Source organism: Luteimonas sp. TWI596, from assembly GCF_039674105.1.
In the GTDB taxonomy this organism is placed as follows: Bacteria; Pseudomonadota; Gammaproteobacteria; order Xanthomonadales; family Xanthomonadaceae; genus Luteimonas.
Map to the genome: position 1 here is coordinate 221,709 of NZ_JBDJMU010000002.1, position 16,106 is coordinate 237,814.

Below are 16,106 nucleotides of genomic sequence, written 5' to 3' on the forward strand. Positions count from 1 at the left end.
ATGCGCAAGATCGTGGTGATGCCGGTGTATGAAGATCTGGAGGCGTCTTCGCAGCTGTTCTTCGAACTGGCGCGGATGCAGGGACCCGATGTCTATATTGTCGCTGTCGACGACGGCTCGGTGCGGCAGCCGCTGGACGTCGCTGCGATCGGCGCTGCTGGCCTCGAGGGCGTCGTGCTCAAACTGCGCCGAAATGTCGGGCACCAGCGTGCAATCGCGATTGGTCTGAGCTATGTGGCCGAAAATTTCGGAGACGAAGCGATCGTCATTTCAATGGACTCCGATGGCGAGGACACGCCACAGAGCATCTCCGATCTCATCGCAGGCCTGGCGTCGCCCAATGTGGATGTCGTGGTGGCAACCCGCAAAAGTCGGGTCGAGTCGCTGAAGTTCAAGACCTTCTATGTGGTCTACAAATTGCTGTTCTCTTTGCTCAGTGGCAGGAGGATCAGCTTTGGAAACTTCATGGCGGCCAAGATGCCGGCGGTGCGAAGATTGGCCGCGATGCAGGAATTGTGGACGCATGTCGCCGCCGCCGTGCTCGCCTCCAAGCTGCGTGTCCGCAACTGCGGCCTGGATCGGGGCGCGCGATATGCCGGACGCAGCAAGATGAACTTCGTCGGCCTGGCGCTTCACGGGTTTCGTGCGTTGATGGTGTTCGCCGAGGACGTGCTGGTGCGTGTTGGTATCGCCTGCACCATCGTCGCGAGCCTTTCAGTTCTGGGTGGGGTGTTGGCTCTGATGTTGAAGATGCTGGGCTTCGCCACGCCTGGCTGGTTCTCCCTCGCATTCGGCATTCTCTTGCTTGTATTTCTGCAGACTGCAGCCCTGACGCTCATCATCCTGATGCTGTCGGGCATGATTCGAGGTGGCGGCGTGCTGCTGTCGGGAAGCTATCGTGAGTTCATTGACGACATCCAATATGCCGGCCGCAGTTGAGGGGGGGCTGGGCGGTCAACTTGTCCGTTACTTGATCAATGGCGTTGTCGCCACTTCGGTCCACTATGGGGTGTTGCTATTCAACATTGAGGTATTGCATATCCCCCTTGCGGCAATCGCCAATGCCATCGCAGCGGTGTTCGGGATTGCAGCGTCCTTCATTGGAAGCCGGTACTTCGTTTTTCGTGGGCAGCAGGGAAGCCTTGTCAAACAGGGGGGGCTTTTCGTCTTGCTCTACGTTCTCATTGCCGCTCTGCATGCGGGCATCATGTATCTCTGGGCTGACTGGCTAGGTTACGGCTATCGGATCGGATTCTTGCTCGCGACCGGTGTACAGATGGCTTTTAGTTTCGTGGCGAACAAATTCGTGGTGTTCAGATGAGCAAGTATGTGCGTGCTTTCTTGGCGACAGTCACTTTCGTTGCGGTGTTGCTGGCGGTGCACTATGTGCACATGCGCCATTTTCGTGTCGACGTCGTCCTGTATGCGGCCATCATCGACGCCCTCATAGCCGTCGCGATCTGCGCCGGCCTACTGTGGGGTGCGCGGCAGGCCCGACATTTCACGGGGTTGGAGTGCATCTTGCTCTTGCTGTTCTGGACGCTGGGTGGCTATTCCTTTGCCATCAGCGTTCCGACTGTGGTCGACCGGTCCCTTTCGTTCTACATCCTCGAAAAGTTGCAACAGCGCGGTGGGGGCATCGAGCAGGCACGCATGGCGGATGTCTTCGTGAAGGAATACATGGTTGAGCATCGGCTGGTGGATATCCGTCTGACCGAACAGCTTGAGTCGGGCACGATCACCATTGAACACGGATGTGTGCGTCTGACCGACAAAGGGCAGAGGTTCGCATCGATGGGCCGCTTTTATCGTGCCCATTTCCTTCCCAAGCACAGGCTGATCATGGGCGGCTACAGTGATGACTTGACGGATCCCTTTCGCCGCAGCGCGTCAGAGGTTGACTACCGGTGCAGGTGAACACGCTTCGCTTGGGCGGCATTGTCCGTCACCGCAGTACGGCCCGCCTTCTTGGCGCCCTGACCGTCATTGCATTTGCGGTCTGCTGGGGGCGCTATGTGCTCGGAGCCGTTCCCTTGGATGTGCATGATGTTCACTGGCTATGGGGCGACCTGTCTCAGGTGCATACGGCCTGGCGTCAGTACCTGTCCGATCCAGACGTTGTGTGGTTGGCCTCGACACGGATGAGTCATCCGCTGCCATTGAGCATCGCGCTGTTCGATCCGATGCCATTGCTGCTGCTACTGGCTCGTCCCGTCGCATCTTTTGTAGAACCCGGAACACAGTACTTCGGCTACTACTTCCTGATGTGCCTGGTGCTGCAGGCCTTGTTCGCCTACCTTGCAGCCCTTTCGGCGCTTACGCGCGTCGGTGCGGGCAGGGGGGGGGCCTCGGTCGTCGTCGCGATCTGCTGTGCGTTCCTGATCGCCAGCGTTCCCTACACCTTCTACCGCTTCCAGGGGCACACTGCGCTGTCATCTCAGTGGGTACTGGTGCTGTCCATCTGGGCGGCGCTTGCGACCCTCGAAGTACGCGGCTCGCGTTGGTATCTCGCCAACTGCGGCGTCGTATTGCTGGCCACCGGACTCAACCCCTATCTCGCTCTGATGGTCTGCATCAGCAGCGCGACGCTGAGCCTTTTTCGCATCCGAGCACTTGGATCTGCCGAAGTCCTGCGCAGATTGGTGGCGATCGGGGGCGTCGCCGCCACAGGCCTGGCGCTGTTCGGCTTTTTGGGGGGCTCAACGGCGCATAGTGGCGGGTACGGTGTCTACTCGATGAATGTGCTCGGCCCCTTCGATTCGCACGGAATCGCTCGACTGCTACCTCTGGACGTGCCCGATGCTACAGGCGGGCAGACATTCGAGGGCTATACCTATGTGGGACTTGGCGTATTGAGCCTGATGGCCATTGCGCTATTGACCTACGTCAATCATCGCGCGCCGGATAACCGGTTCCCATTCGTGCCTGCGCTGGCGATCGTGCTTCTCTGTACCGCATTGGCGGTGTCGGCGACGGTAACCGTTGCGAGTCACTCGCTCGAGATTCCTCTGCCCGGTGCCGTGACATACCTGCTTTCGCGTTTCCGGGGCTCGGGTCGGTTCTTCTGGATGGCGGGCTTCTGGTTGATCCTGGTGAGCGTATGTGCGTGCACCCTCCGGTTCGGCGTGCGTCGGGCGGCGGCGCTGTTGATGGCGATCACCGCGTTGCAGATCGTCGATGTCAGCACGATCGGCGCGAACGTCCGTAACACGATCGCATCGGGCAATGCGCTGCGTGTTGACGGGATCGCTGCTGCTCAATACAGCGCTGTCCTGGTGTTTCCGGCCTGGCAATGCGACAACCAGCACACACCCGCAGGTGGGGTTCGCAATTACGAGGCGATCGGCGACCTCGCAGCGCGCCTGAAGGTGCCTACTAACAATTTCTATGCGGCGCGAACGCCTGCAGACCAGACGGCATACCACTGCGATTACGATGGGAGATTCCAGTCACTCGATCCTCGAGCGTTGTACCTGGTCTCGGGTGCGGTCTACGCCGATCGCGGGGAACGCCTTCGGCTCGACCATGACTGCTCGCCGCTGCAACCTGGTCAGGATGAATGGAAGTGCACTCCAAAGCGCAACTAGGTACACCAAGCAGCATGCGATGTCGGCCCTGGCCCGTCAGGGCAATGCTGCTTCTGTTGTCGGCAGCCGCGCTTTGGCAGGCAGGCCGCACCGCTCAGTTCAACCCGACCGACTACGCCGCCTGGCAAGGCGACTGGACCGCGGTCGCGAGCTGTCTCGACGCTCCTGCGGTGCCGTGCTCTGGGGTCAGCAAATTTCCGCTGGCCTACCTCATGAATGCCGGTTTGGCGGGCTCCGGTCATGTGAACGATCGCAGCATGTTGACAACAGTCAATGTGGTGTCATTGCTGCTGCCAGCACTGGCTTTTCTATGGCTGCAGCGCGGTCGCGGAGCGCATCTGATTTATCCCTATCTCGCATCCATCCTGCTTAGCCCGCTGCCCTTGTTCTACATCGCCAGCGGAGCAATGGAACTGCAGTCGGCGGTGTTCAGTGGGCTTTATCTGGGCGCCTTCGTCCGGCTGCTTGAGGCAGGACCGTCGAAGCCGAGCAAGGACACCGGCATCTTGTTGTTCTCAACAGGACTGATCTTTCCTCTGTACAAGGATACGGCCGCGGTTCTCGTTGGCGCTGCTTGCTTGGTTCTGTTGTGGCTGCATCGTCACCAGTTGCGGCAATGGGCCGGGGTGGGCGAGGGGCGGCGCTTTTTGTGGCGGGCTGCTGCGGTGGCGGCAGTCCCCGTCGCGCTTGCCGTGACGCTGTCCGCGTTCTACAACCTGTTCCGCTACGGCACGCCGTTACCGCTGGGCTACATGGAGGAGGCGCGACAGACGCTGCCGACACTGGGGAAAAGCGCCGAGTTCCTCGCCGGTTCACTTCTATCGCCCAATGGCGGAGCACTGGTGTTCTGGACGTTTCCGGTCTTCGTTGCATTGGCCGGATGGCGACTGGAAGGATGGGTGCCACGTCGTGCGGCGTTGATCGGCTCTGGACTCGTTCTGGCGATTTCCGCCTTGGCGTTCGCGCGTTGGTGGGCTCCATTCGGGTGGGATAGCTGGGGCAATCGCCTTCTTCTCCCGCCCACATTTGCGCTGATTGTGGCCGCGATGATTTCGCTGCGCCCGCGTAGGATTGCCGATCAGGCGGTCAGTCAAGCGCGGGTCGTCGCCTTCGGTGCATCCTTGCCGGTGATCGCCGTCTCTGCGATGTACATACTCGCCCCCTATCTTTCGTCCGCGGAGCGGGCGATGCCCGATTCTCTGTGGCCAGGGGCGGCATGTGATCGCATGCGTCAGGCGCTACCCGAGCAGGCGTTGGCCGAAGGCATGGCGTTCTGGAGGGGGCAGGTCTACTACGATTGCGCTCGAGAGAGGATGCTGCACATCCCGGCTCCTCGGTAATTTATTTCCTCGAGAAGAATGAATTAATGAAAATTGCGATTGCAGGTACCGGCTACGTTGGTCTTTCCAACGGGATTCTCCTGGCGCGCCATCATGAGGTGGTCGCGCTGGATCTGTTGGCAGAGAAAGTGGAAAAGCTCAATCGGAGGGAGTCGCCTATCGAAGATGCCGATATTCAGTCCGCGCTTGATCAGGGGGAGATCAATTTCCGTGCCACGCTGGATCCCCAGGATGCCTATGAGGGAGCGAGTTTTGTCGTGGTCGCCACCCCTACGGACTACGACCCGGAGACCAACTACTTCGACACACGGTCCATCGAAGCGGTAGCCAGACAGGTAATCGCGATCAACCCATCCGCCACGATGGTCATCAAGTCGACGGTCCCGGTGGGCTATACGCGCAGCCTTAGAAGCTCGCTAGGCGTCGATAGCATCCTGTTCTCACCGGAGTTCCTACGCGAGGGGCGCGCGCTTCAGGACAATCTGTATCCGTCTCGTATCATCGTTGGAGATCACACAGAGGCTGCACGGGTTTTCGCTGCGCTACTCGAGCAGGGGGCGGAAGCAGAGCAGGTTCCTGTTCTCTTTACCGATTCGACCGAGGCAGAAGCCATCAAGCTGTTCGCCAATACCTACCTGGCGATGCGCGTCTCCTACTTCAATGAGTTGGACACCTATGCGCAGGCCCATGGTCTAGACAGTCGACAGATCATCGAGGGGGTGTCGCTTGATCCGCGGATCGGCGCGGGCTACAACAATCCGTCGTTCGGCTATGGCGGCTACTGTCTGCCGAAGGACACCAAGCAATTGCTCGCTAATTATCAGAGTGTGCCCCAGAACCTCATTCGCGCGATTGTCGAATCCAATACCACGCGCAAGGACTTCATCGCGGCGGATATTCTGGGGCGCCGCCCGAAGGTGGTAGGTGTCTATCGTTTGATCATGAAGGCGGGCTCGGACAATTTCAGGTCGTCGAGCATCCAAGGCATCATGAAACGCATCAAGGGAAAGGGCGTCGAAGTGATCGTCTACGAGCCCGTGCTGCAAGCGTCAGAGTTCTTCGGTTCGCGCGTGGTCAACGATCTTCAGGCGTTCAAGCAGGAGGCGGATGTGATCATCAGCAACCGCATGGCGGATGTGCTCGTCGATGTCGCCGACAAGGTCTATACCCGCGATCTCTTTGGCGACAACTGACGTTCTCTGTGCAAGGAAGGTCGGCCGGGCTGACGGCATGCCCGGCCACTTCTTCGCGACGATGCTCTCAAGGCCGCTTGGCGTTATCGCTGGGGCACATCGGATCGACCTCGGTCGACGGCATTCCTTGGGTCAAGATTCCGTCGACGGCACGTGGGGTCGACTCACATCAGTCCAATGCGGCTTCCAACTCCGGCAGCACCTTGAACAAGTCCCCCACCAGGCCGATGTCGGCGATCTCGAAGATCGGTGAGTCGGCATCCTTGTTGATCGCGACAATGGTGCCCGCGTCCTTGATGCCGGTCAGGTGCTGGATCGCGCCGCTGATGCCGATCGCGACATAGAGCTCGGGTGCGATGATCTTGCCGGTCTGGCCGACCTGCAGCTCGTTGGGAACGTAGCCGGCGTCGACAGCCGCACGCGAAGCGCCGACGGCCGCGCCGAGCTTGTCGGCGAAGTCGAAGATGATCTTGAAGTTCTCTTCCGAGCCGACGCCGCGGCCACCCGAGACGACGCGCTTGGCGCTCTGCAGGTCGGGACGATCGGTACTGCCGGCCGCCAGGGCCACGAAGCGCGTATGGGTGGGCAGGTCGGCATCGACGGTGGTCGGCTCGATCACTGCGCTCCCGCCGCGTGCGGCTTCCTGCCACGACGCGGTGCGCACGGTGGCGACCACGGGCTGGTCGGCAGGGGCCTCGACGGTGACGATGGCATTGCCCGCGTAGATCGGGCGCTTGAAGGTGTGGCTGCCCTCGACCGTCATCAGGTCGGAGATCTGGTTGACGCCAAGCAGGGCGGCGACCACCGGCATAAGGTCCTTGCCGAAAGTGGTCGACGGTGCGAAGACATGGCTGTAGCCGGCGGCGAGCTTGGCGATCTGCGGGCCGAGCACCTGGGCCAGCGGCTGCGCATTGGCCGGGCTTGCGACCGTGAGCACCTTGGCGACCCCCGCGATGGTCGCCGCGTCGGTCGCGGCGCTGGCAGGGTCGGCGGCGAGCACGACGATATCGATGGTAGCCGGCGACAGGGCCTGCGCCGCGGCGACAGTCTTGGCGGTCGCGCTGGCGTTGAGCTTGCCGTCGAGGTGTTCGGCGATGACGAGGACGTTGGACATGGAAGTTCTCCTGGGAATCGTCGCGTCCGGGCCGGACCGCGTCGATGCACTCCGGCTTCGGCCGGCAGTCACTGGGCTCCCGCGGTGCGGGAGCGACGGTTCAGAGCAGGCCCTTGGCCTTCAGCGCGGCAACGAGCTCGGCCGCGTCCTTGACCATGACGCCCTTGCTGCGCTTGGCCGGTGCCTCGTAACGCGAGGTCGTGAGCGTGTCGGCCGCGTCCACGCCGAGGTCGGCGAACGGGATCGACTCGAGCGGCTTGGCCTTGGCCTTCATGATGTCCGGCAGCTTGATGAAGCGCGGTTCGTTCAGGCGCAGGTCGGTGGTCACGACGGCGGGCAGGTCCACTTCGAGGGTTTCCAGGCCGGCGTCGACCTCGCGGATCACGGTGGCCTTGCCGTCGGCGACCTCGAGCTTGCTGGCGAAGGTCGCCTGCGGACGCCCCCACAGCGTGGCCAGCATCTGGCCGGTCTGGTTGGCGTCGTCGTCGATCGCCTGCTTGCCGAGAATGACGAGGTCCGGCTGTTCCTTCTCGACCAGCTTGAGCAGCGTGCGCGCCGCGGTCAGCGGCTGGATCGGCTGGTCGCAGACCACGTGTAGCGCCCGATTGGCACCCATCGCCAGGCCGTTGCGCAGATGCGCCTGGGCGTCGGCCGGTGCGATGGTGGCGACCACGACCTCGGTCGCGACGCCCTTGTCGCGCAGACGCAGCGCTTCTTCGAGCGCGATCTCGTCGAAGGGGTTGGCCGACAGCTTGACGCCGTCGGTGACGACGCCGGAGCCGTCGGGCTTAACCTGGATGCGGACGTTGTAGTCCACCACGCGCTTGTAGGCGACGAGGATCTTCATCGGGCGGGCATTCCTTAGATGTCTGACGGGTCACCCGGCCGCGGCGGCAGGCACGGGGCGAATTCCCCGATTCTAGCGGTGTGAGCGTCGGGGAGCGAGGGATGTCGGTGTCGGGGACCGGTTCTGTGCAGGTCGGCAAGCGCACGGACCGGTATTCTGTCCTCCCGCCCCCCAACTGGCGGCTCGACGCACTCGTGCAAAGGAGCGTGTTTCCGTGCCCACTTGGCTCGTCACCGGCGGTGCCGGCTTCATCGGCGGTAATTTCGTGCTCGAGGCGGTCCGCCTGGGCGTGCGCGTGGTCAACCTCGATGCGTTGACCTACGCGGGCAACCTGCAGACCCTGGCCTCGCTGGAAGGCAACGCCGACCACGTCTTCGTGCATGGCGACATCGGCGATCGGACCCTGGTCTCCCGGCTGTTGGCCGAGCACCGGCCCGATGCGGTGCTCAACTTCGCGGCCGAGAGCCACGTCGACCGCTCCATCGACGGCCCGGCCGCGTTCATCGACACCAATGTCGTCGGGACACTGGGGCTGCTCGAGGCCGTGCGCGATTACTGGAAGGGCCTCGACGGCGACGCCAAGGCAGCCTTCCGTTTCCTGCATGTGTCCACCGACGAGGTCTACGGCACGCTCGGCGAGACCGGCAAGTTCACCGAGACCACGCCGTATGCGCCGAACTCGCCGTACTCGGCCTCCAAGGCGGCGTCCGACCACCTGGTGCGCGCGTTCCACCACACTTACGGCCTGCCGACGCTGACCACCAACTGCTCCAACAACTACGGCCCCTACCATTTCCCCGAGAAGCTCATTCCGCTGGTGATCGCCAAGGCGCTGGCCGGCGAGCCGCTGCCGGTCTACGGCGACGGCCAGCAGGTGCGCGACTGGCTGTTCGTGACCGATCACTGCGAGGCGATCCGCACGGTGCTCGAGAAGGGCCGGGTTGGCGAGACCTACAACGTCGGCGGCGACTCGGAGCGCCGGAATCTCGAGGTCGTCGAGACGATCTGCCGACTGCTCGACGCGCGCCGTCCCCGCGAGGATGGCCAGCCGCGCAGCAGCCAGATCACCTTCGTCGCCGACCGGCCGGGCCATGACCGGCGCTATGCGATCGATGCCTCCAAGTTGCAGAACGAGCTGGGCTGGACGCCGCGCCACACCTTCGAGAGTGGCATTGCCGAGACCGTCGACTGGTACCTGGACAACCAGGACTGGGTGCGCGGCATCCTCGATGGCAGCTACCGGCTCGAGCGGATTGGGACCGCGGCCTGAAGCGCCCCCACCCCGGCCCTCCCCCGCGTGCGGGGGAGGGAGATCAGTGATCCCCGCGCGCGGGGAGGAGACGAGAGAATTCCAATGACGCAACGCAAGGGCATCATCCTGGCCGGCGGATCGGGGACCCGGCTGTATCCGATCACCAAGGGCGTCAGCAAGCAGTTGCTGCCGGTCTATGACAAGCCGATGATCTACTACCCGCTCAGCGTGCTGATGCTGGCGGGCATCCGCGAGGTGCTGATCATCAATACCCCGCACGAGCAGGCGCTGTTCCAGGCACTGCTCGGCGACGGGTCGCAGTGGGGCATGGACATCCGCTATGCGGTGCAGCCCAGTCCCGATGGCCTGGCGCAGGCGTACCTGATCGGGCGCGAGTTCGTCGGCGGCAAGCCGAGCTGCCTGGTGCTGGGCGACAACATCTTCCACGGCCATGGCCTGACCGACACGCTTCGGCGGGCAGACGCGCGCGGCGACGGCGCGACGGTCTTCGGCTACTGGGTCAACGATCCCGAGCGCTACGGTGTGGCCGAGTTCGATGCCGATGGCAAGGTCGTCGACATCGCCGAGAAACCCGAGCAGCCGCGTTCCAACTACGCCGTGACCGGCCTGTACTTCTACGATGGCCGGGCCAGCGACTACACCGCCGAACTCGCGCCCTCGCCGCGCGGGGAACTGGAGATCACCGACCTCAACCGCCGCTATCTGGACGACGGCGCGCTGTATCTCGAACAGCTCGGCCGCGGCTACGCTTGGCTCGACACCGGCACGCACCAGTCGCTGCACGAAGCCTCCAATTTCATCCAGACCATCCAGGACCGGCAGGGCCTGCAGGTGTGCTGTCCGGAGGAGATCGCCTTCGGACAGGGCTGGATCGATGCCGAGCGGCTGATGGCGCTGGCCGGGCCGCTGGCCAAAAGTGGCTATGGCCAGTATCTGTTGAATCTCGTCAACCGGGGAGTGGTGCGTTGAGGATTGTCGAAACTCCTCTCGCCGGCTGCCTGGTCATCGAGCCTGCCGTGTTCGGCGATGCCCGCGGTTTCTTCTTCGAGGCCTGGAACGCGGCGCGCTTCGGCCAGCATGGCCTGCCCACGACCTTCGTACAGAGCAATGTGTCCTCGTCCGCAAAGGGCGTGCTGCGTGGCCTGCACTACCAGTGGCCGCGGCCGCAGGGCAAGCTGGTCAGCGTGCTCCAGGGCGAAGTGTTCGACGTGGCGGTCGACATCCGGCGCGGCTCGCCGACCTTTGGGCAATGGGACGGGGTGCTGCTGAGCGCCGAGAACAAGCGCCAGTTCTGGATTCCAGAAGGCTTCGCGCATGGCTTCGCAGTGCTGTCGGAGACGGCGTTGTTCAGTTACCTGTGTACCGACGTCTACGTCAAGGAAGCCGACGCCGGCGTGCGCTGGGACGATCCGCAGATCGGCGTCGAATGGCCGATCCAGGCGCCTCTGCTGTCGGACAAGGATGCGCAGGCGCCGCTGTTGGCCGACATTGCTCAGGATCGGCTGCCGGACCTGCGCGCATGACCACGCTGGTCTTCGGCGCCAACGGCCAGGTCGGCCGCGAACTGCTGCGCTCACTCGCACCGCTCGGTGCAGTCCAGGCCACGACGCGCAGCGGCAGGCTCGCCGACGGCGCGCCGTGCCTGCAGGCGGACTTTGCCGACGCCGAGGCCGTCGTGGCGCTGTTCGATGCCACGCGGCCGGAGCGGGTGGTCAATGCGGCGGCCTACACCGCCGTCGACAAGGCCGAAAGCGAGCAGGAGGCCGCATTCGCTGCCAACGCGACGACGCCGGGTGCGATCGCACGCTGGTGCGCCGCGCACGACGTGCCGCTGGTGCACTACTCGACCGACTACGTGTTCGACGGCCAAGGCACGCGCCCGTACCGGCCGGACGACGCCACCGCGCCGCTGGGCGTCTACGGCGCCAGCAAGTTGGCCGGCGAGGAGGCGATCCGGGCCGCCGGCGGACAGCATCTGATTCTGCGCACGGCCTGGGTCTATGCAGCGCATGGCCACAATTTCCTGCGCACGATGTTGCGCGTGGGCGCCGAGCGCGATGTGCTCCGCGTGGTCGCCGACCAGGTCGGCACGCCCACACCGGCCGCGCTGATCGCCGACGTGACCGCGCAATTGCTGCAGGACGGCAGCAAGCGGCGCGGCACCTGGCATCTGACCGCACGCGGCGAAACCAGCTGGCATGGCTTCGCCGAGGCCATCTTCGAAGGCGCGCTCGCACGTGGTCTGATCGCACGTGCGCCGACGGTCGAGCCGATCACGACGGCCGACTATCCGACGCCCGCCAAGCGTCCGGCCTACTCGCGCCTGGACACTGGCGCGCTGGAGCGCGATTTCGGTGTCGTCCTGCCCGAGTGGCAAGCCGCACTGGGCAGCGTGCTCGATACGCTCTCCGCGGATCGCTGACAGGCCCGAATGCAGGACGGCGCCCGAGGGCGCCGTCCTTGAGGTCGAGCGACGGGCATGCGTCAAGCGCGGCCGTAGGTATCCTCGAAGCGCACGATGTCGTCCTCGCCAAGGTAACTGCCCGACTGCACTTCGATCAGCTCCAGCGGCAGCTTGCCCGGGTTGCGCAGGCGGTGGGTTACGCCGAGCGGGATGTAGGTGCTCTGGTTTTCGCTCAACAGCAGCACGTCGTCGCCGCGCGTGACCTCGGCCGTGCCGCTGACGACGATCCAGTGCTCGGCGCGGTGGTGGTGCATCTGCAGGCTCAGTGTCGCGCCGGGCTTGACGGTGATGCGCTTGACCTGAAAGCGCGCGCCGTTGTCGATCGAATCGTAGGCGCCCCAGGGCCGGTAGACCTTGCGGTGCCAGCTTGCCTGCGGCAGCTTGCGCGCCTTGAGCTCGGCGACGACGTCCTTGACCTGTTGGATCCGGTCGCTGCGTCCCACGAGGATCGCGTCATCGGTCTCGACGACGATCGTGTCCTCCAGGCCGATCATCGCGATCAGGCGGTTGCCGTGCGCATAGGTATTGCGACAATCGATCGCCACGACATCGCCATGGTGCGCATTGCCGTCCGCGTCCTGGGGGCTGACCTCGCGCAGGGAGGCCCATGAGCCGACGTCGCTCCATTGGGCATCGAGCGGCGTCACTGTGGCAGTCGAGGTCTTCTCCATGACCGCATAGTCGATCGAATCCGAAGGGGTCGCCGCGAACGCATCCCCATCGATCCGGATGAAATCCGCATCTCGACGCGCAGATGCCAGCGCGTTTCGGCTTCCGGCGAGAATCCCGGGATGGTGCTGAGCGAGTTCCTCGAGGTAGCGCGACGCCTTGAACAGGAACATACCGCTATTCCAGAAATACTCGCCGGACGCCACGTATTGCTGTGCAGTCGCGAAGTCGGGCTTCTCGACAAAACGATCGACCGGTCGGGTCGACGCGCCAGAGCCGGCCTTGATATAGCCATAACCGGTTTCCGGCCCGGTGGGCACGATGCCGAACGTCACCAAGTTGCCCGCCTCGGCTGCGGATCGGGCATCGCCCACCGCATCGATGAAAGCTTGTTCGTCGCCGATCACATGATCGGAGGGCAGGATCAGCAGTAGCGGATCGGCGCCGTCCCGCGTTGCCTCCAGCGCAGCCAGCGCGATCGCAGGCGCTGTGTTCCTGCCGAACGGTTCGAGGACGATGGCTTGGGGGCCGGCCTGGACTTGCTGCAGCTGTTCTGCGACGACGAAGCGATGCTCCTCGTTCGCGACGACGATTGGTGGCAGTTCGGCGATGCCTGCAACACGCTTCCAGGTCGCCTGAAGCATCGTCAAGTCCCCGACCAGAGGCAGGAACTGCTTGGGGTAGGACTCGCGCGACAGCGGCCACAGGCGCGTGCCCGAGCCGCCGGACAGAATGACGGGTTGGAGTTGGCTCACTGGTGATTCCTTCATTCAGGTACTGAGGAGGGTGGAGATGTCCCGCGTCCGCGCCTCGAGCAGCGCGCGGTCGCCGCGGGTCTCGACGTTGAGCCGCAGCAGGGGTTCGGTATTGGAGCTGCGCAGGTTGAAGCGCCAGTCGCCGAAGTCGGCACTGATGCCGTCGGTGTGGTCGAGCGTCGGCGACTGCGCGGCGTAGTGCGCCATCACGCGCTCGACGGCGACTTTGGCATCGGCGACGCGGAAGTTGATCTCGCCGCTGCAGGGGAACTTCTGCACGCGCGCGGCGACGAGATCACCGAGGGTGCGCCCGCTCTTGGAGACCAGTTCGGCGATCAGCAGCCACGGGATCATGCCCGAGTCGGCATAGGCGAATTCGCGGAAGTAGTGGTGGGCACTCATCTCGCCGCCGTAGACCGCATCCTCGGCGCGCATCTTCTCCTTGATGAAGGCATGCCCGCTCTTGCACAACACCGGGACGCCGCCGGCGGCCTCGACCTGTTCGACGGTGTTCCAGACCAGGCGCGGGTCGTGCACGACCTTGCCGCCCGGCTGCTTGGCCAGGATCGCCTGCGCCAGCAACCCGACCAGGTAATAGCCCTCGATGAACGTGCCGGCCTCGTCGAAGAAGAAGCAACGGTCGAAGTCGCCGTCCCAGGCGATGCCGAAATCCGCGCCATGTTCTCGCACTGCATCGGCGGTCGCCTGGCGGTTCTCGGGCAGCAGCGGGTTGGGAATGCCGTTGGGGAAGCGGCCGTCGGACTCGTGGAAGACGCGCACGAACTCGAATGGCAGGTGCGGGGCGAGCAGGTCCACGATTGCCCCAGCGCCGCCGTTGCCCGCGTTGACCACCAGCTTGAGCGGACGCAGCGCGGCCGCCTCGACGTAGCCAAGCAGGTGCGCGATGTAGTCGGATTTGTCGGTGTAGGCCCGTTCGCTGCCCGGATCGGCCACGGGCGGCGGCAGGTTGCCCGCCTCGACCGCGTCGCTGATCGCGAACAAGCCAGTATCGGAACTGATCGGCCGCGCCTGCTGCCTGACCAATTTCATACCGTTGTAGTCCATCGGGTTATGGCTGGCGGTCACCATGACGCCACCGGCCGCGCCGAGTCGGTCGACCTGGAAGTAGACCTCCTCGGTCCCGCCTACGCCGATATCCACGACCTCGCGGCCCTGGCTGCGCAGCCCTTCCGACAGCGCGGTCTGCAGCTCTGGACTGGTCAAACGCACGTCGCGGCCCAGGACCACGGCCCCCGGCTCGAGCTGCGTGGCCAGCGCGACGCCGATGTCGCGGGCCAGCGCCGGGTTGAGTTCGTCGGGCACGCGACCGCGCAGGTCGTAGGCCTTGAAAGCGGGCAGGGGCATGGCGCATCCATGTGGAAAGGGGGAATGCCGATTCTATCCCGCACGTCGACCGACCGGCGGCAAGGCGCGCTGCCGGCTAGAATGGGACGAGTTGCGCCACGAGGATCGAGATGAGCGAGCAGAGTTCCGCCGCGGCCCGCCGCGGCAAGCTGTACCCCGATGCGGCGTCGGCGCTGGCCGGTGTCGTCGCCGATGGCCAGACCTTCGCGGTTGGCGGCTTCGGCCTGTGCGGCATCCCTGAGGCGCTGATTGCCGCATTGCGTGACTCGGGCGTGACCGGGCTGACGGCGATCTCCAACAACGCCGGCGTCGATGGCTTCGGCCTGGGGCAACTGCTGGAGACCCGGCAGATCCGCAAGATGATTTCCTCCTACGTCGGCGAGAACAAGGAATTCGAACGCCAGTATCTGGGCGGCGAACTGGAATTGGAGTTCAACCCGCAGGGCACGCTGGCCGAGCGCCTGCGTGCCGGCGGCGCCGGGATTCCGGCGTTCTTCACCGCCACCGGCTATGGCACCGTCGTCGCCGAAGGCAAGGAAACGCGCGAGTTCGATGGCCGCCACTATGTGCTCGAGACGGCCCTGGTCGCCGACGTGGCATTGGTCAAGGCCTGGAAGGCCGACAAGGCCGGTAATCTCGTGTTCCGCAAGACCGCGCGCAACTTCAACCCGGCTTGCGCGATGGCCGGCAAGCTCTGCGTGGCTGAGGTCGAGGAGTTGGTCGAGACTGGCGACATCGATCCCGACCAGGTGCACCTGCCGGGGATCTACGTCGACCGCATCGTCGTGAACGCGAACCCGGAAAAGCGCATCGAGCAACGCACCGTACGGCAGGAGGGGAACTGAGATGGCCTGGACCCGCGATCAGATGGCGGCCCGCGCCGCCCGTGAGCTCACCGACGGCGCCTACGTCAATCTCGGCATCGGCCTGCCGACGCTGGTGGCCAACCACATTCCCGACGGCGTCGACGTCTGGCTGCAGTCCGAGAACGGGCTGCTGGGCATCGGCCCGTTCCCGACCGAGGACGAACTGGACGCCGACCTGATCAATGCCGGCAAGCAGACCGTCACCGCGCGCCCGGGCGCGAGCTACTTCGGCAGCCACGACTCGTTCGCAATGATCCGTGGCGGTCATATCGACCTGGCGATCCTCGGCGCGATGCAGGTCACCGATCGCGGCGACCTCGCCAACTGGATGGTGCCCGGCAAGATGGTCAAGGGCATGGGCGGCGCGATGGACCTCGTGGCCGGCGTCAAGCGCGTGGTCGTGTTGATGGAGCACGTCGCCAAGGACGGTGGCCACAAGATCCTGCCCGAATGCACGCTGCCGCTGACCGGCGTCGGCGTGGTCGATCGCATCATCACCGACCTGGCGGTGTTCGACGTGACGCCAGACGGATTGGTGCTGGTCGAAATGGCCGATGACGTGGACGTGCAGTCGCTCGAGGCCAAGACCGGGGTTGCGTTCGCAACCCCCTAAAAACCTGCCAGCGAGGACGC

The 16,106-nt window shown here is 64.3% G+C and carries 16 protein-coding genes; 12 read left to right on the forward strand and 4 right to left on the reverse strand.

Translation table 11 applies throughout. The features are described from left to right. Genes ABE487_RS02420 through ABE487_RS02445 form a run of 6 tightly spaced genes read left to right on the forward strand, consistent with a single transcriptional unit; the run spans position 1 to position 6,120 of the window. Positions 1-939: a glycosyltransferase gene (locus ABE487_RS02420; RefSeq protein ID WP_346450803.1), complete on the forward strand. Its 939-nt coding sequence runs from the start codon at positions 1-3 to the stop codon at positions 937-939. Continuing rightward, entirely contained in the window at positions 923-1,321 is a 399-nt protein-coding gene (locus tag ABE487_RS02425) for a GtrA family protein (RefSeq protein WP_346450804.1), read from the forward strand. The genes ABE487_RS02420 and ABE487_RS02425 overlap by 17 nt, the downstream gene beginning before the upstream one ends. Then, positions 1,318-1,917: a hypothetical protein gene (locus ABE487_RS02430; RefSeq protein ID WP_346450806.1), complete on the forward strand. Its 600-nt coding sequence runs from the start codon at positions 1,318-1,320 to the stop codon at positions 1,915-1,917. The genes ABE487_RS02425 and ABE487_RS02430 overlap by 4 nt, the downstream gene beginning before the upstream one ends. After that, positions 1,908-3,587, forward strand: coding sequence for a DUF6311 domain-containing protein (locus tag ABE487_RS02435; RefSeq protein ID WP_346450807.1), 1,680 nt, complete (start codon positions 1,908-1,910; stop codon positions 3,585-3,587). Before ABE487_RS02430 ends, ABE487_RS02435 begins: the two co-directional genes overlap by 10 nt. Before the next feature lie 44 nt (positions 3,588-3,631). After that, positions 3,632-4,927, forward strand: a complete 1,296-nt coding sequence (locus tag ABE487_RS02440) for a hypothetical protein (protein ID WP_346450808.1) — start codon at positions 3,632-3,634, stop codon at positions 4,925-4,927. Positions 4,928-4,953: 26 nt separating this feature from the next. Continuing rightward, positions 4,954-6,120, forward strand: coding sequence for a nucleotide sugar dehydrogenase (locus ABE487_RS02445; RefSeq protein ID WP_346450809.1), 1,167 nt, complete (start codon positions 4,954-4,956; stop codon positions 6,118-6,120). A 169-nt stretch (positions 6,121-6,289) separates the two neighbouring features. Here ABE487_RS02445 and ABE487_RS02450 read toward each other — a convergent pair whose 3' ends face one another. Then, a complete protein-coding gene (locus ABE487_RS02450; protein ID WP_346450811.1) occupies positions 6,290-7,234 on the reverse strand; it encodes an electron transfer flavoprotein subunit alpha/FixB family protein in 945 nt (314 codons plus the stop codon). A gap of 100 nt (positions 7,235-7,334) precedes the next feature. After that, entirely contained in the window at positions 7,335-8,081 is a 747-nt protein-coding gene (locus ABE487_RS02455) for an electron transfer flavoprotein subunit beta/FixA family protein (protein WP_346450813.1), read from the reverse strand. A 214-nt stretch (positions 8,082-8,295) separates the two neighbouring features. On the opposite strand from ABE487_RS02455, the gene rfbB reads away from it, so the two are divergent. The 4 genes from rfbB to rfbD all read left to right on the forward strand — a co-directional run bounded on the left by rfbB (position 8,296) and on the right by rfbD (position 11,776). After that, positions 8,296-9,351 carry a dTDP-glucose 4,6-dehydratase gene (rfbB, locus tag ABE487_RS02460; protein ID WP_346441682.1) on the forward strand — a complete coding sequence of 352 codons (1,056 nt, stop codon included), beginning with the start codon at positions 8,296-8,298 and terminating at the stop codon, positions 9,349-9,351. A gap of 84 nt (positions 9,352-9,435) precedes the next feature. Next, positions 9,436-10,323, forward strand: a complete 888-nt coding sequence (rfbA, locus tag ABE487_RS02465; protein WP_346450814.1) for a glucose-1-phosphate thymidylyltransferase RfbA — start codon at positions 9,436-9,438, stop codon at positions 10,321-10,323. Next, a complete protein-coding gene (gene rfbC, locus ABE487_RS02470) occupies positions 10,320-10,877 on the forward strand; it encodes a dTDP-4-dehydrorhamnose 3,5-epimerase (RefSeq protein WP_346450816.1) in 558 nt (185 codons plus the stop codon). The genes rfbA and rfbC overlap by 4 nt, the downstream gene beginning before the upstream one ends. Next, on the forward strand, positions 10,874-11,776 hold the full coding sequence (gene rfbD, locus ABE487_RS02475) for a dTDP-4-dehydrorhamnose reductase (protein ID WP_346450818.1): 903 nt from the start codon (positions 10,874-10,876) through the stop codon (positions 11,774-11,776). Before rfbC ends, rfbD begins: the two co-directional genes overlap by 4 nt. Before the next feature lie 62 nt (positions 11,777-11,838). Here rfbD and ABE487_RS02480 read toward each other — a convergent pair whose 3' ends face one another. Both ABE487_RS02480 and ABE487_RS02485 read right to left on the reverse strand, forming a co-directional pair. Beyond that, positions 11,839-13,242, reverse strand: a complete 1,404-nt coding sequence (locus tag ABE487_RS02480) for a mannose-1-phosphate guanylyltransferase/mannose-6-phosphate isomerase (RefSeq protein WP_346450849.1) — start codon at positions 13,240-13,242, stop codon at positions 11,839-11,841. A 15-nt stretch (positions 13,243-13,257) separates the two neighbouring features. Beyond that, positions 13,258-14,607 (reverse strand): phosphomannomutase, encoded by a 1,350-nt coding sequence (locus tag ABE487_RS02485; protein ID WP_346450820.1) that lies wholly within the window; start codon positions 14,605-14,607, stop codon positions 13,258-13,260. Between the two features lie 110 nt (positions 14,608-14,717). Here ABE487_RS02485 and ABE487_RS02490 point away from each other — a divergent pair, with 110 nt between their 5' ends. Next, positions 14,718-15,452: a CoA transferase subunit A gene (locus ABE487_RS02490; protein ID WP_346450821.1), complete on the forward strand. Its 735-nt coding sequence runs from the start codon at positions 14,718-14,720 to the stop codon at positions 15,450-15,452. Position 15,453: 1 nt separating this feature from the next. Further along, positions 15,454-16,086 (forward strand): CoA transferase subunit B, encoded by a 633-nt coding sequence (locus tag ABE487_RS02495; RefSeq protein WP_346450823.1) that lies wholly within the window; start codon positions 15,454-15,456, stop codon positions 16,084-16,086. The last annotated feature ends 20 nt before the right edge of the window (positions 16,087-16,106 follow it).